The 19,047-nt window shown below is 42.0% G+C and carries 17 protein-coding genes, 1 tRNA gene and 1 pseudogene; 11 read left to right on the top strand and 8 right to left on the bottom strand.

Annotation, left to right across the window (positions count from 1 at the left end; genetic code table 11):
* Nucleotides 1-30: 30 nt before the first annotated feature.
* Nucleotides 31-1,812, bottom strand: a complete 1,782-nt coding sequence (locus tag BM043_RS16400) for an SLC13 family permease (RefSeq protein ID WP_092793630.1) — start codon at nt 1,810-1,812, stop codon at nt 31-33.
* A gap of 4 nt (nt 1,813-1,816) precedes the next feature.
* Nucleotides 1,817-2,092, bottom strand: coding sequence for a DUF202 domain-containing protein (locus tag BM043_RS16395; RefSeq protein WP_092793628.1), 276 nt, complete (start codon nt 2,090-2,092; stop codon nt 1,817-1,819).
* Nucleotides 2,093-2,133: 41 nt separating this feature from the next.
* Here BM043_RS16395 and BM043_RS16390 point away from each other — a divergent pair, with 41 nt between their 5' ends.
* Entirely contained in the window at nt 2,134-3,018 is an 885-nt protein-coding gene (locus BM043_RS16390; protein ID WP_092793626.1) for a DUF3078 domain-containing protein, read from the top strand.
* Nucleotides 3,019-3,751: 733 nt separating this feature from the next.
* On the opposite strand, the gene BM043_RS16380 is transcribed toward BM043_RS16390, so the two are convergent.
* Nucleotides 3,752-3,828, bottom strand: a tRNA-Arg gene (locus BM043_RS16380).
* 12 nt (nt 3,829-3,840) lie between these two features.
* Nucleotides 3,841-5,055: an ADP-forming succinate--CoA ligase subunit beta gene (gene sucC / locus BM043_RS16375; RefSeq protein ID WP_092793622.1), complete on the bottom strand. Its 1,215-nt coding sequence runs from the start codon at nt 5,053-5,055 to the stop codon at nt 3,841-3,843.
* A 153-nt stretch (nt 5,056-5,208) separates the two neighbouring features.
* Here sucC and BM043_RS16370 point away from each other — a divergent pair, with 153 nt between their 5' ends.
* Nucleotides 5,209-5,859: an ABC transporter ATP-binding protein gene (locus BM043_RS16370; protein ID WP_092793765.1), complete on the top strand. Its 651-nt coding sequence runs from the start codon at nt 5,209-5,211 to the stop codon at nt 5,857-5,859.
* On the opposite strand, the gene BM043_RS16365 is transcribed toward BM043_RS16370, so the two are convergent.
* Complete coding sequence (locus BM043_RS16365) at nt 5,854-6,309, bottom strand: peroxiredoxin (RefSeq protein ID WP_092793620.1); 456 nt, start codon at nt 6,307-6,309, stop codon at nt 5,854-5,856. The genes BM043_RS16370 and BM043_RS16365 overlap by 6 nt on opposite strands.
* A 139-nt stretch (nt 6,310-6,448) precedes the next feature.
* Here BM043_RS16365 and BM043_RS16360 point away from each other — a divergent pair, with 139 nt between their 5' ends.
* From BM043_RS16360 to BM043_RS16350, 3 genes are all read left to right on the top strand, one after another.
* Nucleotides 6,449-7,252, top strand: a complete 804-nt coding sequence (locus BM043_RS16360; protein ID WP_092793763.1) for a DMT family transporter — start codon at nt 6,449-6,451, stop codon at nt 7,250-7,252.
* A gap of 432 nt (nt 7,253-7,684) precedes the next feature.
* Nucleotides 7,685-7,867 carry a hypothetical protein gene (locus tag BM043_RS19735; RefSeq protein WP_245753063.1) on the top strand — a complete coding sequence of 61 codons (183 nt, stop codon included), beginning with the start codon at nt 7,685-7,687 and terminating at the stop codon, nt 7,865-7,867.
* On the top strand, nt 7,860-8,327 hold the full coding sequence (locus BM043_RS16350) for a hypothetical protein (protein ID WP_092793618.1): 468 nt from the start codon (nt 7,860-7,862) through the stop codon (nt 8,325-8,327). Before BM043_RS19735 ends, BM043_RS16350 begins: the two co-directional genes overlap by 8 nt.
* Nucleotides 8,328-8,510: 183 nt before the next feature.
* On the opposite strand, the gene BM043_RS16345 is transcribed toward BM043_RS16350, so the two are convergent.
* Nucleotides 8,511-9,245: a hypothetical protein gene (locus BM043_RS16345; protein WP_245753062.1), complete on the bottom strand. Its 735-nt coding sequence runs from the start codon at nt 9,243-9,245 to the stop codon at nt 8,511-8,513.
* 612 nt (nt 9,246-9,857) lie between these two features.
* Here BM043_RS16345 and BM043_RS16335 point away from each other — a divergent pair.
* The 6 genes from BM043_RS16335 to BM043_RS16310 all read left to right on the top strand — a co-directional run bounded on the left by BM043_RS16335 (nt 9,858) and on the right by BM043_RS16310 (nt 16,538).
* The gene (locus tag BM043_RS16335) at nt 9,858-11,351 is read left to right on the top strand and encodes a nicotinate phosphoribosyltransferase (protein WP_092793615.1); all 1,494 of its coding nucleotides are present in this window, start codon (nt 9,858-9,860) and stop codon (nt 11,349-11,351) included.
* Nucleotides 11,341-11,961: a bifunctional nicotinamidase/pyrazinamidase gene (gene pncA, locus BM043_RS16330; protein ID WP_092793760.1), complete on the top strand. Its 621-nt coding sequence runs from the start codon at nt 11,341-11,343 to the stop codon at nt 11,959-11,961. The genes BM043_RS16335 and pncA overlap by 11 nt, the downstream gene beginning before the upstream one ends.
* A 5-nt stretch (nt 11,962-11,966) precedes the next feature.
* Nucleotides 11,967-12,482: an acyl-CoA thioesterase gene (locus BM043_RS16325; RefSeq protein ID WP_092793613.1), complete on the top strand. Its 516-nt coding sequence runs from the start codon at nt 11,967-11,969 to the stop codon at nt 12,480-12,482.
* Between the two features lie 374 nt (nt 12,483-12,856).
* Nucleotides 12,857-13,444 (top strand): hypothetical protein, encoded by a 588-nt coding sequence (locus BM043_RS16320; protein ID WP_092793611.1) that lies wholly within the window; start codon nt 12,857-12,859, stop codon nt 13,442-13,444.
* Nucleotides 13,445-13,634: 190 nt separating this feature from the next.
* Nucleotides 13,635-14,792 carry an acyl-CoA dehydrogenase family protein gene (locus tag BM043_RS16315; protein WP_092793610.1) on the top strand — a complete coding sequence of 386 codons (1,158 nt, stop codon included), beginning with the start codon at nt 13,635-13,637 and terminating at the stop codon, nt 14,790-14,792.
* Between the two features lie 66 nt (nt 14,793-14,858).
* Entirely contained in the window at nt 14,859-16,538 is a 1,680-nt protein-coding gene (locus BM043_RS16310) for an AMP-binding protein (protein ID WP_092793608.1), read from the top strand.
* Between the two features lie 175 nt (nt 16,539-16,713).
* Here BM043_RS16310 and fic read toward each other — a convergent pair whose 3' ends face one another.
* Both fic and tnpC read right to left on the bottom strand, forming a co-directional pair.
* Nucleotides 16,714-17,403 carry a protein adenylyltransferase Fic gene (gene fic / locus BM043_RS16305; RefSeq protein ID WP_245753061.1) on the bottom strand — a complete coding sequence of 230 codons (690 nt, stop codon included), beginning with the start codon at nt 17,401-17,403 and terminating at the stop codon, nt 16,714-16,716.
* A gap of 97 nt (nt 17,404-17,500) precedes the next feature.
* A pseudogene (tnpC, locus tag BM043_RS16300) lies at nt 17,501-19,032 on the bottom strand (IS66 family transposase).
* Nucleotides 19,033-19,047 lie beyond the last annotated feature (15 nt).

Below are 19,047 nucleotides of genomic sequence, written 5' to 3'. Positions count from 1 at the left end.
ATAAATTGAATTACTCGAATATAATCAATTTTAAAAAGGATAAAGAAGCGGGATCAGCCAAATCGCCAAAACCCAAAAGATAATATTGAGCGGGGTACCGACAATAAGGTAATCTTTAAACTTATATTTTCCAGGATTGTAAATCATGGTGTTGGTTTGATATCCCATCGGAGTCATAAAGCTCAGACTAGCAGCAAAGGTCACCGCCATCAAAAATGGGCGGCTTTCCACACCGATATTTTCCGCAATACTAATGGCTATTGGAGCTATAATCGCTGCGGTGGCATTATTTGACATAACATTGGTCAACAAAAATGTCAGTCCAAATACTCCCGCCAAAACTGCCCGTGGCCCATGTTCTTGAAGGTTTTCTGTGATCAGGTTTCCCAGGTATTCGGCTCCGCCGGTCTTTTCTAAAGCAGCTCCCATCGAAAGTACTCCAGCCAGCATAAATATTACCTTCCAGTCAATTGCATCATAGGCTTCTTTGGGATCCAGGGAATTGAATAAAATGACCAAAACCGCGCCAGCTACTGCGGATACGGCAATAGGTAAAACATTCAATGCGGCTAAAGCAATGACAGCGATCAGGGTCAATAAGGTAAGGATACTCTGGATTTTGTTGATGCTTTTTGCCTTGCTCTCAGTTAGTAGCAGTAGGTCGTTTTTCTTGTCAATTGTATAAATGGATTCTTGCGGAGCTCGGATCAGAAGAATGTCACCTGGATTAAGACGGGTTTTTTTGACCAAGTTATCCACCAAACCCGGTCTATGTCTGATTCCTAATACAACCATTTCAGGCAGAAGATTTCTAAAGTTGAACGAATCTAGTGTTCGGTTAATCAAACGGGATTGGGGTGTAACCATCGCTTCCACGATTTTCTGATCCTCATCGGTGAGGTTTTCCTGACTCCATTCCAGTTCGGTTTTTACGCTGATTCCCTTTTCTTTTTCGAGTTTTTCAAGCGCATCTTTTTCACAGGTGACTCTGATCAAATCGCCTACTTGAATACTGCTATTGGGGTATACCCGTACTTTTTTTCCATCAGCCCGGACTATTTGCAGAATTTCAAAGCCTAGTTTTTTAAAAATGGACTGTTTGAAGACCGGCTCATTCAACTGCTCAAAGTCTTCGTCGATGGTAATTTCGACTAGGTAATTCCCCAAATTGGTACTTTCGCTCAAGTCGGAAGACGATTTTCTCTTTGGGATTAGCCATCTTCCGATACTTAGGATATAAATTATTCCTACTGCAAAAAAGACGATACCAGCTTTGCTCATTTCAAATACGCCAAACTGAGGTAATCCTTCTCGTTCGGCGATCCCACTGACGAGAATATTGGTAGAGGTACCCAAAAGCGTACAGACTCCCCCCATCAATGCTCCAAACGATAAAGGCATCAACAATTGGGAGACTGGAATATCATTTTTCCTGCCCATTTGGATGACGGCCGGCATCAGTAAAGCCACTACTGCCGTGTCATTGATAAAGGCCGACAGCAATCCGGAGACCAGCATAATAGTTAGCAGGAGGAAAAAGGGCCCTCGCTCTGCCTGTCGGTTCATCAGCTGAATAAATGTGTCCAGCAAGCCCGTTTTAAGTATCGCCGCAGAAATGACAAACATCGCCCCAATCGTAATCGTAGCGTAATTTGAAAATCCGGCAAAACCCTCTTTTACGTCTAAAATTCCTGTGACCATAAAAGTCACCATAACCAAAATAGACACGGTGTCTATACTTAATCGCTCCGTGAAAAATAGGAGCATAGCAATCCCGATAATTCCAAAAACTAGTGCAATTTCAAATGACATGGATTTACATTTTATGATATCTACCTTTTCGCAACTTTCTTCGCACTTTGAAATAATTCAAAAACCCTATGACCAAAAGTGCTGCTGAAAGTCCAAGGGATAAATACCCCAAATCACTGATATGAGCTAGGTTTTTGACTTCAAATAGAGCTGTACCGCTGACTAGAAAGTACAAAGATGTCCGAATATATGAAAGTAAAGTGCGGTCATTGGCGAGAGTAGTTCGCTGTCGGGCCAAAAAATCCCGCACAATCAGTTCATTTTCAAAGTCGTTTTCCATATTTGTAGTATTGATTCAATTACAAATTTACATACTATTTTATGAAGCGATTATTTTCTGTTTTGATCTTGTTTTTGGCTTGGGGACAGGTCATCGCGCAAGAGTCCGAAAGTCAAGATACTACTTACTGGCTAAAAGAAATTGGCGGTGGGTTAAATTTCAACCAAGGTTCCTTTAGCGGAAACTGGAAAGGAGGAGGAGTCAACTCCGTAGCGCTGGGCATGTATCTCAACGGCCGGGCTAATTATAAGAAGGAAAAATGGACTTGGGACAATTCCATGGATTTTATTTACGGAATCGTCAAAAATCAGGGTGAAGACGCCCGCAAGTCCAATGACCGGATCCTCTTGGATTCCAAAGTGGGGCATAAAGTTTCCGAAAAGTGGAATGTATTTACTTCTCTGAACTTTCTGTCGCAATTTGCTCCGGGATATAATTTTGAAAATGGGGAACGCACCTTAATCTCCAAATTTGCAAACCCGGCCTTTTTTACTTTGGCCTTGGGAATGGAATACAAGCCGAATAGTGAGTTTTTGCTTCGCTTGGCACCCTTTTCACCGAGATTGACTTTTGTGACCGATACTGAGCTTTATTTGAATGTTCCGGAAAATTACGGGGTACCGATCGGGGAAACGGTTAGGACCGAATGGTTGGCGTTTAGCTCACTTATGGAATGGAATAAAAAACTATCCGACAATGTTGGACTACTGATTCGTCATCAGCTATTTGCTAATTATGAGACGCTCAGTTTACGGGAAATTGATCATCGGCTAGATGTGGCCCTGACGGCAAAAGTTTCCAATTTGATCAATGTTTCCTTGACAAGTCTGAGCATTTACGATTTTGATCAAGATGATAAAGTGCAATTTAGCCAAGGATTAGCCTTAGGAATAGCATTTAACGTCAGCACATTTCCTAAAGATTAAATAAAATTTGGCAAATTTTTATTTTGTATTTTGTTTTGTTCAGAATTGTATTATTTTTGAATTCATTGTGGTAGTTAAATAATAGTTGGTTTAGTTTTCAAATAAAGGGCAGGAGATTTTCTCCTGCTTTTTTATTGTATTCCCGCCAAAGTGCAATTTTTCCTCTTTTTAAATCCAAATCCCACCTTAATTCATCTGACTTGTCTGAGAATTTCAATTCTGATTTTCTTTGATTAGTCCAATTATTTAAAAAAATTAAGAGGTGAGGTGAGGTGAGGGGGAGTTTTTCCAATTTCTGGATTTATACTCAAAAAAAAGTGGGCTACGATTTCGACACTCCCGTCTCTTAAATACTCAGCCTGACATCGGCTTTTTCGATTCTAATAATTTAAATTCTGTTTTGTCACACCGAGTCTTAAATATTTTCCAAACAGAAAAAAGGAAATAAGGGAAATTTTCCTTTGAAGTGAGATCGTGGTCACATTGAGCGGAGTCGAAGTGTTATGTTTCGAAGTTTAAGAAGGTAGGACTTCGACTTCGATCAGCCAGAAAGTAATTAAAATTCGTCATTGGTAGCGGAGTCGGGTTATCATTACCGAATACCAATTTCGCTGACGTTGACCGATTTTTAATTTTCCTTAGTTTTTTAGGACTAAAGTTTATTTTAAAAATCTTGAAGTCATTTTCTTTCAATTCAAAACCATAAAAAAAGCCCAGACTTTCGTCTGAGCTTTGGTGCACTCGGAAGGATTCGAACCCTCAACCCTCGGAGCCGAAATCCGATATTCTATCCAGTTGAACTACGAGTGCGTACTTTTATTTTTAGGCTTCTAGTACTGCTTGTACTTTTTCAGCTGCTTCTTTCAATGTGATGGCGGAAGATACTTTCAATCCTGACTCATCGATGATTTTTGCTCCTTCCTCAGCATTGGTGCCCTGAAGTCTCACGATAATCGGAATGCGAATATCGCCAATTGATTTGTAAGCTTCAACTACTCCGTTGGCAATTCGGTCACATCTTACAATACCTCCGAAGACATTGATCAAAATCGCTTTGACATTCGGGTCTTTCAAGATGATTCGGAAGCCAGCTTCCACTGTCGTAGCATTTGCTCCTCCTCCCACGTCGAGGAAGTTTGCAGGCTCGCCGCCGGATAACTTAATCATATCCATAGTCGCCATAGCCAATCCAGCACCGTTCACCATGCAACCGACATTTCCGTCAAGTTTCACGTAGTTTAGGCCAGACTCCCCAGCTTCTACTTCCAAAGGATCTTCTTCGGCCAAATCTCTCAATTCCGCCAAATCCTTATGTCTGTAAAGCGCGTTGTCATCCAGATTTACTTTAGCATCCACTGCCAAAATCTTGTCATCTGAAGTTTTCAATACTGGATTGATTTCAAACTGAGAAGAATCAGTCGCTTCGTAAGCTTTATAAAGTGCGGCGATGAATTTCACCATTTCTTTGAAGGAATTGCCGCTCAAACCTAATTTGAAGGCAACTTTTCTAGCCTGAAATCCCTGCAAACCGACTTTCGGGTCGATCCACTCTTTGATGATTTTTTCAGGCGTTTTTTCCGCAACTTCCTCGATGTCCATTCCGCCTTCGGTAGAGGCCATGATGACATTGGATCCGGTCGCTCTGTCCAAAAGAATGGACAAGTAATATTCTTTAGGTTCTGAATCGCCCGGATAATATACATCCTCAGCGATCAAAACTTTATTTACTTTTTTTCCTTCCGGCCCAGTTTGGTGAGTGACCAAGGTACCTCCAAGGATATTTTTTGCTTTTTCAGATACTTCTTCGAGCTTTTTGGCAAGAACTACACCATTGGAACCGGTCTCCTGGACTTTTCCTTTTCCCCGGCCGCCTGCATGGATTTGTGCTTTGATCACATACCAGGATGTTCCTGTTTGGGCATTTAGTTTTACAGCAGCTTCATGCGCAGCCTCTGGAGAGTCCGCAACGATGCCTTCCTGAATTTTTACTCCGTAGCCTTTAAGTACTTCTTTAGCCTGATATTCGTGAATGTTCATCCGCTCAAAATTTTTGTGCGAAGTTAAGTGCTTCAAGTGGATAAATCAAACTCAAGAATTCTCTTTTTTCTGTAAAAAAGCGCGTAATTCATGAAAAATATGGGCTTTTACCCATTCAAAAATTCTACTTTTGCAGTGATAAATTTCTTAACTATGCTGAAAGCCAACCAAATCCACAAGTCATACGGTGAACTTCATGTGCTGAAGGGAGTGGATTTAGAAATTCAATCTTCCGAGATTGTTTCTATCGTGGGTTCGTCCGGGGCGGGCAAAAGTACGCTGCTTCATATTTTAGGCACCTTGGACAAAGCCGATCGTGGGGAGATCTGGATGGATCAAAAGAAAATATCCGAGATCAAAGGGGAGGAGTTGGCTTCTTTTCGAAATGAGCAGATTGGGTTTATTTTTCAATTTCACAATTTACTACCTGAATTCACTGCATTGGAAAACATACAAATTCCGGCTTTTATTAAAGGAGTGAGCCCTGATGAATCGAAAAAGAAAGCTTCATATCTGGCAGAAATGCTGGGGATTTCTGGAAGACTGGATCACAAGCCAGCTGCACTTTCCGGCGGAGAACAACAGCGAGTGGCGGTAGCCAGGGCTTTGATCAACAATCCGAAAGTAGTTTTCGCTGATGAACCCAGCGGAAATCTCGATTCCACCAATGCAAAGCTTCTCCACGAATTGTTTTTCACCCTACGCAGAGAACTCAAGCAGGCTTTTGTCATTGTCACGCACAATGAAGAACTGGCGGAAATGGCCGACCGAAAAGTGGTGATGCAGGACGGAATGATTTTATGAGTTGACTTGGAGTTTTTTCAGCATGCTTTCGATATGTGCTTTGGACTCAAACATATCTGAAAAAGCCGCTGCAATACGATGCTCTTGATCAATCAAATAGGTGATTCGTTTGGGCATTCGAATCAGGGGAACCAAGGCATCGTAAGCTTTACAGACTTTTCCACTAGTATCTGCCAAAAGATCAAAAGGCAAGCGAAACTCCTTTTTGAATCGCTCATGCGTTTTTAAGTCATCTCGGCTGATGCCAAAAATCTGAATATCCAGTTCCCTAAACGCTTCAAACTGATCCCTAAACTCACAAGCTTCTGCGGTGCAGACTTTGGTGAAATCCTTGGGATAGAAATATAAAATGTATGCCTTTCCACTAAGGTCCTTGCTGGGAGTTAAGGTGATTCCGCTGGTACCTTTTAAGGTGAAGTCGGGAGCTTTGATGCCTGTTTTTATTGCCATAGTGCTCAATCAACTCTTATTTTTCAAAGAATGTTCTCCGATTGGAATAAATCTCAGAACTCTTTCTACTTACTTTGACTTTACTATTCTTAATCCACCGTAATTAAGCTGAGCATTGAAACTGAGTAGTGTCCAATCCATGATTTTGGCAGGGATCTTTTTTGCCCTGATGAATGTCTCTGTGAAGTTTATTCCGGATATTCCAGCGATTGAAATTATCCTGTTTCGATCCATATTCAGCTTGGTTTTCAGCTTTTTGGTGTTGAAAAAGCAGGGTGTCCCGGTTTTGGGCAACAACAAGAAACTGCTGATTATCCGCGGGGTAGTTGGCTCTATCGGTTTGATTGCTTTTTTCTATACCCTCCAGAAAATCCCCCTCGCCAGTGCGGTAACGATCCAATATCTTTCTCCAATCTTCACGACCATCTTGGGGATATTTCTGGTCAAAGAGCGGGTCAAACCCATTCAGTTTGTCTGGTTTGGGATTTCGTTTTTGGGAGTTTTTGTCTTGCAGGGATTTGACCCTAGGGTGAATTTACTCTACGGGACAATTGGGGTGATTTCGGCTTTGTTTTCTGGCTTGGCCTATAACGTGATCCGAAAACTCAAAAATACCGAGCATCCTTTGGTGATTATTTTTTACTTTCCTTTAGTGACCTTACCGCTAGCTTCGGTGGTCAGTTATTTCACTTGGGTACAGCCGGTGGGCTGGGATTGGTTGATTTTGCTCTGGATTGGGATTTGTACGCAGGCTGCTCAGTATTTTATGACAGTCGCCTATCAAAATGCCAATGTGGCTAAAATTTCCAGCTTAAGTTACCTGGGGATTTTATACGCGTTGTTTTTTGGGTTTTTGTTATTTGGGGAGACTTTTGGGGTGATGTCTTATGTGGGAATGGGACTGGTTTTAGCGGGGATTTTGTTAAACTTGAAGGAGAAGTAAGGGAATGCGTTTACTGAATTAAATGATACGCTTGAGGTGATCTTAATAAAATTGGAGTAAGGTTAAGGATTATAAAAACTAATTTACTAATTCTATTGATTTTAAATCTGTAATTTACATTTTTTGTAAACTTTTTGTATTTTCTAGATATGAATGTCGTAGAAAATTCGACAGGAGAATTGCATCCGGTTATAATTTTGCCTTTAGAATCTGATGAATTCAAAAGCATAAAAAGGAGCAGGTATTTTTCGACTGGAAAAAGGAAAAGGACTTTGAAGTTTACAAATTACAGATCATTGGATCTAGTGATATTTTAGGTTTTATTTCTATCGAAAGAATTCCTGAGGAATGGAGAATACATATCAGGCTATTAACTGTTTCTAAAGTAAATAAAGGCACAATAAAAGATATGACAAAATCCCATGGAATTTATTGGCATTTGCATCAAAAATAGCTGTTCGTGAATTTGGTGAGCTAGCCTGTGTTTCCCTGAGGCCCAAAAGCCAAATTATTCAACATTATATCGAAAAATATATGATGCGCATCACAGGAAAAACCTTGAGCATAGAGGTTCCTGAGATTATTGACTTAATAAATAAATACGACAATGACTGAAAGTAAAAAAAATACTGAAGAGGAAGAATACGGTTTGGATTTTAGGTATCAATCAAAACTAGAGCGGAATTCTGATGCAACAGTTTTAATGGAAGCGCGCCTAGCTAGATTAAAAAATCTTTCAAAAGAGCAGATAAAAAAGGCTAAACTTTATCAATTGAAATTGAAAATGGAGGAATACATTGACCATCCGGTCTGTGATCATCAGCAATATTTTGTTTGGTTTTTAAAAAGTTATATTGACACGATCTATTCAAGGCGAAGTGTTTTTGCCAAAGATTTGGCGCTAGCTCCAGTAAGTTTGAGCCAAATCGTAAACAATCACCGAGAACCTAATGAGGAATTTTTTCTGAAATTAATGATCCATTCAGAAAAGGTATTTAAGGGGATTGGGAAGTTTAAAGTTGGGACTTGGTATCGGGTATATTATCAGGAAAAAATTTGTAAAACCTTGGCCTAGCAAAAATACCGGAGACCTGAGATTGAGGATCAAGTGCAGGTCAGTGAACCAGATTTTGAGTAGTTAGAATTTGGTCGATCTAAACTTTTTCAAATAGATTTCAAGAAATCTGATTTTTGCGAAAATAGATAAAAAAAAAATCCGGCAACCTGCGCTGCCGGATCCCTTATCTAAAGATTCCCCTTAGTTCAACTCCAGTTCGATTTCACTGGAATCCTCGATTTTTTCCAGGACTTTTTCGTAAATATCAGTATTGGTATTACGGTTGATGACTAGAACTCCGTTGGTTAATTCAGCATTTTCTAATTCATCATCACTAATACCGATAAACCAACCTTGTCCATCGATTTCTAGCAGTGCCAGCGGATTGTTTACTGCGTCTATAAAGAAAAGTTCTTCATCGTCAGCTTCGAGCTCCACCTCAAAATCCAAATCATCGTCATCGTCTGCAAAAACTTCCAATCTAAACGGGACGCTGCTTCCGTCTGATTTCTCGTAGCTTCCCTCCAGGTAGATCGAAGGCTCATCATCATGATCAATCAGGTCAATTTCGAATTCGATTTCCTCATAATTTCCAGAAGGAATATTTAAAAAGAAATCGGCATCGGAGTCTAACTCGCTAAAATTGATTTTTTTTATTTCTGGAAAGTCATACTTGATTTCTCTTCCGAATTCTCCATTTTCATCAACACCCTCAGTTTCGAGTTCGATTTCTTTGATTTGGATAAATCCCGATTCGATAGTCAATCCGGTAGCTGCCATTCGTGCATTGGAACTGCCTGAGTTGGCAAGCTGCACTCCAAATCCAATTCGCACGTCTCCTTCTCCAATGACCAAGGGGTCTTCCTCATTGGTACAGGCGAAAAAAGCACCCATTGCGATAGCGCCAAGTAGGGAAAATTTCTGTAAGTTTTGCATAGCTTTTGTTGGTTTAATACTAGGTAAATCCATAGGCAAAAATGAAACCAATAAAATTGATTTTTTGTCAATCTAGGTAAAAATAATTCCTTGACATTGAAATTCAGATCTTTGCATAATCTTTTTAAAATCAAGTTTTTAAGGAATGATCTCGAAAAAAATCATATAAGTATCTTTATCTGAGAGACCAAAGAAATGTACGGATTGAAATTTGATTTTCCGTCTTGGCTAAAATGATTTTTTACAGTCAGTCTTGAGTGGATTAGATGGTGTGAAAGCTTCGATTTTGAGAATTCTTTTTTGAGCAAAACTGTTTGCACTTTTAAAAAGAAAATTAAAAAAGCCGTGGGAAGTCCAAATGCCTGTTTTAATTTTATGTATATCCGCTTTCTTACCAGTAAGAATTGTGCACGGACCAAAATGAGGGTTGAAGTTCAATTTAAGCAAACTTCGCCTGCCAGCCCAGGCTGGGTCACCTGTACTGAGCGCAGTCGAAGTATCGGTCTCCTGTACTGAGCAAAGTCGAAGCATTCAGCCGCTTATGCAAAGAAAATATGGCTACTGGTATAATTGCGGATAATCAGTTTTAATTTTAATGTTTAATCGAATAAAATGAAGATCACCAAAGATTTATACCAAGGCAGTCTCACCCTGTTGACGGATTTTTATCAATTGACCATGGCATACGCCTATTGGAAATCCGGTAAAGGAGAGCAGGAAGCTGTTTTTAATCTATTCTTTAGGAAGCATCCTTTTCAAGGTGGATTTACTTTGGCTGCGGGACTGGATTTTGTGATTGATTACCTCGAAAATTTCAAATTCAAAAAAGAAGACCTGAGCTATTTGGGAAAAATGAAAGTCAAAGACGGGTCAGCTCTTTTTGAACAGGATTTTTTGGATTATTTGGAGAATCTCAAGTTCAGTTGTGACATAGATGCAATAGAGGAGGGAACAGTCGTTTTTCCCAATACACCTTTGATCCGAGTGAAAGGGACCTTGATTCAGTGTCAATTACTAGAAACCCCTCTTTTAAATATCATCAATTTTCAGACGCTGATAGCTACCAAAGCGGCACGGGTTAATTTGGCGGCTAAAGGAGAACCTGTTTTGGAATTTGGTCTCAGAAGAGCTCAGGGAATCGACGGAGCATTGGCGGCAAGTCGCGCTTCTTATATCGGGGGTTGTAGCTCTACCAGCAATGTGATGGCTGGAAAACTCTTTGATATCCCAGTTTCGGGTACACATGCGCATAGTTGGATTATGTCTTTTGAGACCGAGCTGGAGGCTTTTGAAGCCTATGCTGATGCCTTTCCTGATCAGTGTGTTTTTTTAGTAGATACTTACGATACGACAAACGGCGTGCGAAATGCAATCAAAGTAGGCCGAATTCTGCGTGAAAAAGGAAAGGAAATGCTCGGGATTCGGATTGATTCGGGAGACTTGGCCTATTTCTCCAACAAAGCCCGTAAAATGCTTGACGAAGCGGGATTTCCTGATGCCAAAATTGTCGCTTCCAATGACCTGGATGAGCACATTATCAGTTCGCTAAAAACGCAGGACGCCTCCATCGATGTATGGGGCGTTGGAACCAAACTGGTGACCGCTTTTGATCAGCCGGCTCTCGGTGCAGTCTATAAACTGTCCGCGATCAAAACCGAATCAGGGGATTGGGAACCGAAGATTAAGCTTTCGCAGCAATCCTTAAAAATCAATATTCCCGGGGCTCATCGGGTCAGGCGCTATTTTACCAAGGGAAAGGCTATCGCGGATATGATTTATCTGGAGGATCAAGAAATCAACGAAAGGGGAATAGTCATCATCGACCCGACTGATGCGACCCGAAGAAAACGGATTATGCCAGCATTTTACCAAGAGGAAGAATTATTAATTTCGATCTTCAAAGCAGGGAAAAAAATCTATAAAAGTCCCGATATCAAACAAATCAGAACCCGGGCACAAAGCCAATTGGAAGCATTCGACCCGTCGCACAAGCGATTGGTCAATCCGCATCTCTACCCGGTGGGCTTGGAAGAAAACCTTCATCATCTCCGGATGAGTTTGGTATTAAAAGCTAAAAATTTTGAAAATGGAGAAAATGAATCCTGATACCGCACTGATTATCGTCGATGTGCAATATGACTTTTTGCCGGGTGGAGCACTAGCTGTAGCCCATGGCAATCAAATTATCCCTGTCATCAATCTGATTCAGGAAAAATTTGATTTGGTTGTGGCGACCCAAGACTGGCATCCCGCGAACCATAAGAGTTTTGCGGCAAATCATCCCGGAAAGAAAATCGGAGAGTTTATCGATTTAAACGGCCTAGAGCAGATTCTATGGCCGGTTCATTGTGTTCAGGGTTCTCAAGGAGCTGAGTTCCACAGGGACCTGGATCAAAGTCCTTGGACGGCAGTTTTCCAAAAAGGCAAAAATCCTGAAGTGGATTCGTATTCGGGCTTTTTTGACAATGCCCGGAGAGGCGATACGGGATTAGGAGATTTTCTCAAATCAAAAGATATCAAAAAAGTATATGTCTGTGGATTGGCTCAGGATTATTGTGTCAAATTCACCGCTTTGGATGCGAAGAGCTTAGGCTTTGAGACAATTTTGATCGCGGATGCTACTAGACCCGTCAATTTGGATTCCAAAGATGGAGATCGAGCTATTGAAGCTATGAAAGAAAAAGGAATTGAAGTACTGCTTTCTACTGAACTATAAATCCCATGTTTGAATATAATCCGGAGAAACATTATCCCCACGAAACAGAAAGTCGGGTAGTCGTCCGATTTCAGGATTGCGATCCTTTGCAGCATTTAAACAATGCAAAATATTTTGATTATTTCTTCAATGCAAGGGAAGATCAGGTTCCCAAGCTTTATGGTGTGGAAATGATCGATATGATCCGCAAATACAAAGCCGCTTGGGTGGTGTACAATCACAACATCAGTTACGTCAAGCCTGCGATGGTCGGGGAGTGGGTACGCATCATGAGTCGGATTATTTGGCACAATCACAATACAGTAGTAGTTGAATACTATATGGTCGACGATGCCAAAACCCATTTGAAAACCTTGCTATGGACCACGATGCGTTATGTGACGCTTGCTGAGGGAAAATCCACCGATCATGAAGGAGCCGTGACCGAATTTCTAAAAGCAACCTCCGGGGATTTGGATATTAGTCAGTTGGCTATCAAAGATCGGGTGAAGCAGCTTTCGACTGAATTAAAAAAGTCTTAGAAAATTATAAAAATTGTGTTGGAGCGGACAAGACCTGTACAAAAGCGTACAGGTTTTTTCATACCGGATTTTGGCACGACTCCGTTTGAAAAAAATCTTTGAATTAAATTTCATTAATAAAGCCGCTTAAATGCAACCCCGCAATCGATTGTATTTACTCAAATCTGTTCGCTTTTGATACAGACGGACGAGGAATTGACCAATTTTTATACAGATTTTAGCAAAGAACGTTAAGTTAAACCGAATTTTATTTTAACAATTTAAAATTAACGACGGTAAATTTTTCGATCAGGCGGATACTAGTGCTTTGTTTTTTTTGAGTTGGTATGTGCTTCGCAATAGGAGAAGCATAACAATACTAAACCAACATTATTATGAAAACGCTATTCACTATCGCTCTTGCCGGCCTTTTATCTACCGGAGCTTTTGCCTCCTCAAATGCCGATGATCTCGCAGCTAATTCAGCTGTAAAAGCAAAATTCAAAAAAGTAAATGTCCTACTTAAAGAAGGAGTAGGCAAAGCCAAAGTTACCTTGATGAACAAGGAAGGTAAGGTACTTCATACCAAAAAAGTCAACGTTTCCGACCAACAAAAGATCTTACCTTACAACTTGGATGATATGCCATGCGGAACTTATCAGGTGAAAATCACTACCGATGAGGAAGAAGTAACTTATGAAGTAGCCACCTTTGAGAAGAGAATTCCAATCGAAGAACTGCCTTTGATGGCTTATGGAAAAGTGATTGATTCAGAAACCATTAATTTGTCTGTTATCGGATTGGAAGAACCCGGTGTAGAGGTAAAAGTCCGTCACAACATCACGGATCAGATTATCCACAGCGAATTTGTAAGTCAGGAGGAAGGTTTTAGAAAAAACTATCGCTTGAGAGGCGTGACTTCCGATCAGGTATATTTTGATCTGAAAGACTCCAAAGGAAGAAGCAAAAAGCTTTATTTCTAACTAGAAATTGCAAGAAGCAAAACGCAGCCCTTGATTTTGGTCAAGGGCTTTTTTTTGATCAAAATAGTGGTGAAAAAGAACTTCTTTCTCCACAGATAAAAACCAATCCTGTATCTCATCAATTTTTTACGGGGGATAATGGGCGAAATCTTTATTTTTGAAAGAATTAAACCAAAAGAGATAAACCCAAATGTTTGGACTACCACGAATGATGTTTACGGAAGAGCATGAACTTTTCCGCCAAAGTGTTCGCGATTTTATCGCAAAAGAAATCACTCCATTCAACGATGAATGGGAAAAAAATAAAATGGTCTCCCGAGAATCCTGGCTCAAGTTGGGAGAAAATGGATTTTTGGGTATTCAAGCTCCTGAGGATTTGGGAGGGATGAATATTCAGGATTTTCGATACAATGCCATTTTGATCGAAGAGCTGGGATTGAGTGGATGCTCAGGTCCCGCAATCGGCTATCCACTTCACAGCGATATTGTGATGCCTTACATCTTGCATTACGCAACCGACGAGGCCAAAAAGAAATATATTCCCAAAATGATTACAGGTGAATACATTGGCGCAGTGGCAATGACCGAGCCAGGTGCGGGTTCGGATTTGCAAGGAATGAGAACCAGTGCCGAAGACAAGGGAGATCACTACCTCATCAACGGTTCCAAGACCTTTATCACCAATGGCTACCTCTCTGATGTAGTCGTGGTAGCAGTGAAAACTGATCCTAGCAAAGGTGCCAAAGGAATAAGCTTAATGTTGATTGATCGGGACATGGCCGGTTTTTCCAAAGGCAAACCCTTTGAAAAAGTAGGTCTTCATGCGCAGGATACTTGCGAGCTCTTTTTTGAAGAGGTAAAAGTACCAAAGGAAAATCTACTGGGTAAAGAAGGCGATGGTTTTAAATATTTGATGACAGAATTGGCTCAGGAGCGATTGGTCGTTGCGTTGGCGGCCGTTGCTTTGGGAGAATATATGCTGGAGGAAACGGTAAACTATGTGAAAGAGCGAAAGGCCTTTAACAAGAGTCTTTCCGAGTTTCAAAACACCCGCTTTAAACTCGCCGAAATGACCGCGGCTCTGGAGCAGGGGAGGATTTATTGTGATCAGCTTGTCATGCTCCATAATGAAAAGAAACTGGATCCGGCTATGGCTTCGGCGGCCAAATACAACATGACTGAGCTTCAGTGCAAAGTAGCCGACGAATGTGTGCAGCTACACGGAGGATACGGGTATATGTGGGAATATGGCGTAGCGAGAGCCTATGCGGATGCTCGGGTGCAGCGAATCTATGCCGGAACCAATGAGATCATGAAAGAGCTGATTGCTCGAAAAATTTTGAAATAAAATCGTAAGTTGGAAAATAATTTCCTCGATTGAATTTTCTTAATAGAAACCCAAAATATCAACCCTATGATGGATCATTCTTGGTTTAAGTTTTACCCTTCTGCTGTGGACAAAGAAGTAGATGTCACGGCCTACTCCAGCGTGGTGGACCTCTTTGAAGAAAGTGTTCAAAAATATGGAGAGGCTGTTTCCTACGAATGCATGGGCAAAACGATCTCTTTCAATGAACTGGATCGCTTAAGTGCGGACTTTGCCTCCTACCTGACTCAGGTTTTGCGCTTGGAAAAGGGGAGCCGGATTGCTATTCAAATGCCCAATGTGCTGCAATATCCGGTAGTCATGTTTGGAGCCTTGCGGGCCGGAATGATCGTGGTCAATACCAATCCGCTCTACACCCCCGCAGAGATGAAGCATCAGTTTATTGATGCTGAGGTAGATGTGATCGTGATTGTGGCAAATTTCGCCCATAACTTGGAGAAAATTCTTCCTCAGATCAATGCTCGGCACATCATCGTGACCGAACTGGGGGATTTATTGGGCGCATTGAAAGGAACCATTGTCAATCTGGTCGTGAAGCATATCAAAAAAATGGTGCCTGCCTATTCGATTCCCGGGGCAGTGAGTTTGAAGAAGGCTCTAGCTCAGGGTGCACAAAAGAAATTCTCCAAAGCCAGTTTGAATTTATCAGACACAGCCTATTTGCAGTATACCGGTGGTACTACGGGCGTTTCCAAAGGAGCCGAACTTACCCATGGGAATATCGTGGCCAATATGCAGCAGATCTCCGCATGGATGAAACCAAAATTGAAAGAGCGGGAAGAAGTAGTGGTTACTGCTTTGCCACTTTATCACATCTTTGCTTTGACTGTCAATTGCTTGGCAATGCTAAAAATTGGTGCTCATAATCTACTGATTACCAATCCTAGGGATATGCCTGCTTTTATCAAAGAATTAGGCAAACATCGGTTTACGGTTTTCACGGGTGTGAATACCCTTTTTAACGGATTACTCAATCAGGAAAAGTTTCTTCAACTTGATTTTAGCGGCTTGAAAATAGCTGTGGGAGGGGGAATGGCTGTGCAGAAATCCACGGCTGAAAAATGGAAAAAAGTAACGGGTGTACCTTTGGCCGAAGGCTACGGACTGACCGAAACCTCTCCGGTGGCTACCTGTAATCCAATCGATGGTACCGAGCGAATCGGGACGATTGGAGTTCCACTCCCGAATACCGAAGTGATGATTGCCGATGATGAAGGGAATTCCTTGGCCTTGGGTGAACGAGGAGAGATCCTGATCAAAGGACCACAGGTGATGAAGGGTTACTGGCGAAGACCGGAGGATACGGGAGCGGTGATGTTTGGAGAATGGTTTAAAAGCGGGGATATCGGCGTGATGGATGAAGATGGTTTTGTGAAAATCGTGGACCGGAAAAAAGAGATGATTCTGGTTTCAGGATTCAATGTCTATCCCAATGAAGTAGAGGATGTGATTGCTTCCTTCCCGGGAGTATTGGAAGTGGGCGTCATTGGGATGCCTGATCCAAAGTCCACCGAAAAGGTAGTCGCTTATGTGGTCAAAAAGGATGATTCAGTCACTGCAGAAAAAATCATCAACCATTGCCATGAATCCCTGACCAATTATAAGATTCCAAAAGAAGTGTATTTCACTGATGAATTGCCCAAATCCAATGTGGGAAAAATCCTTCGTCGAAAAATCAAAGAAGCCCATCAGGAAAAGGTGAAGTAAGAAAAGAATGTGATTATCTGGAATTCTGCCGACAAAACCCATTTGACTGGTCAGAAGATGGGAGACCGAAGACGGAAGACTGAAGACAGGAGACCGAAGTCGGGAAAAAGCCCGAGAAAATCTAAATCTTCTCGGGCTTTTTGGAGGGTTAATTCAATTCCTAACCTTACTGAAATCATTCATTTTCCTCATAATAGTAGGAGTAATCAATTCCTTTCATGAACATTTCTCTACTATCAATTTTGCTGGTCAGGGCTTTCTCCAGCAGTCCTTTAATGGCGGTACTGTCTGTGACACTTTTTACCATGGCTTGCATGTATTCAGATTTACCAATTTTACTCCAGTCCACGCATTTTTTTAGACGTTTTTTCAAGATCAAATCCAGCCAAATGCGGGCGCTTCTCCCATTGGCTTCCATGAAGGGATGAGCAATATTCATCTCCACGTATTTTTCAGCAATTTCGTCAAACGAGTTTTCTGGCATCGAGTCTATCTGCTTCAATGTGTCATCAAGAAACCGAGCTAAAGCAAATTGAAAACCTCCTTTGGATATATTTTTTTGTCTGATTTGCCCGGCAAATTCATATAAACCACCAAATAAGTAGGCATGAATCTGCTGCAAGCCATTCGTAGTTCCTATTTCTATATGCTCAATAAACGAACTGTCAAATAGGGCATAAGCCTTCTTTTTACTTTTTCCGTCTATGCTTTCATCGCTGTAGGTAAACCATTCAATAAATCGATTGGCTTTTGTACTTGGAAATGTTTTTCCTAAGGCTATAATGCCTTTGTAGTCCAGCATATCCGACAATCGCTTTTTGCCATCTGGGGCAAGCAATTTCAACTGGGTAGTGGCACTAACCACTTCACTTTTTTCTTTCCTTAGTTTGGCTTTTAGGTATTTCCAATAGTTCCGGGTTTTGGTGTAATCGTCGTATCCACCCGAGCAACCCCGTCTTTGCTTAGTTTGATTTTTTACTAATGAAAAGTTTATAATTTTTGGGCAGGAGTTCCTGTATTTTCTTGATGTTTGTATCCATGATATTGTCGAATACATACTTGAGCCACTGCTGAGGATTCACTTCTTCGATTTTGCACTACCTGTCCCGAGTATCGGGATGGCAAAAAACGAGTAGATCATTGCTGCCCGTTGTGCCGCCTCATGGGAACCTGCGAACAGGTAATTTTTTCGACCCAAAGCCGTTGGTCTAATTTTATTTTCGACGGCATTGCTGTCTATTTCCAGCGTTCCGTCTTTGAGGTAGTTGGTTAGCTCTTCCCAGCGGCTCATGGTGTAGGCCATGGCCTTTCCGATGGCACTTTTAGGAAGCACCTGGACATAATTTTCTTGGAGCCATTCAGAAAAGATATTCAGAATAGGCAGCGCCTTATCGAGCCGGTAGGCCTTCCTGTCTTCCGGTCCCAACCTGTTTTCCCTGCAGTGGGCCTCTACTTCATAGAGCTTTTTGATGAAGGTGAGTGCCAGCTCTGCCTTTAACTTGTCGTTTTGCTGTGCATCGAAAAATTCACGGCGTGCATGCGCCCAGCAGCACAGGTGGGTCACCCCCTGCTGCCTGCCATAGCTTTCATAAACGGCATACCCGTCACTTTGGAGATAGCCTTTGAAGCCTTCCAGCAGTTTTTTGGGAGCGTCCTTCCCACGTCCTTTTTTGTAATCGAACAATACGGTGCCATCCATAGGATTATGGTACACCCAGTAATAGCCCAAGTGTGTCTGTTTCTTTTTGGTCGCATCCAAAACCCGGATAGTGGTTTCATCCACCTGAAGGTACCCCTTGGACCGGGTGTCTTTCTCCAGCCAGTCGTAGAGGATTTCCAGGCGGTTCAGACTTTTACTGACCCAACCGTCCAGGGTAGAAGCGGCGATGGGGATCTTTTCCCGTTTGAAGCGCTGCAGTTGCCGGTAAAGCGGCAGATGGTCCACATACTTGTCTGTCAGAATGGAGGCCAATAGCCCGGTACCTGCCATACTTTTGTCGATCAGACGGGAAGGAAGCGCTGCGATGTGGAAAGCGGTCCCGGCTTCGGTCTGCGCGGATTGATGGATGTATTTGTAACGGATATAGCGACGGATGATGTAGCGGGCGGGCTGGTAATCGAGTTCCTCGGTGATTTCTTTGCCGATGCAGGTCATCTCTTCCAGGTTCCCCTCCGGATACAGCTCGATCTCTTCCACCGGAAGATGTTCGGGCAGTTTGGTCCTGCCCGGATGTGAAGAACCGGATTTCCTGCGGACATACTCCACCTTTTCGGTCAGCTCCAGTTCCATGGCCTGCTGTTGTTCAGCAGTGGCTTCAAAAGGAAGGCTCAGCTGGTCGGAAGACTCAAAGCGTTCCCGCTTCTGACCAAACAGGGTGCGCTGGAATTTGGCAATAATTCCCTCCAGGTCTTCAATTCGGCGGTCCTTGGATTCAATCGCTTGATCTTTGGATTGGATTGCCTTTTCCTTGGACTCCAACTCCCGCTGCTTCATCCCCAACAGGGCGAT

Source organism: Algoriphagus hitonicola, assembly GCF_900113375.1.
Lineage (GTDB): Bacteria > Bacteroidota > Bacteroidia > Cytophagales > Cyclobacteriaceae > Algoriphagus > Algoriphagus hitonicola.
The sequence above is the reverse complement of the archived record's forward strand: the minus strand, read 5'-3'. Positions and strand labels throughout refer to the sequence as shown.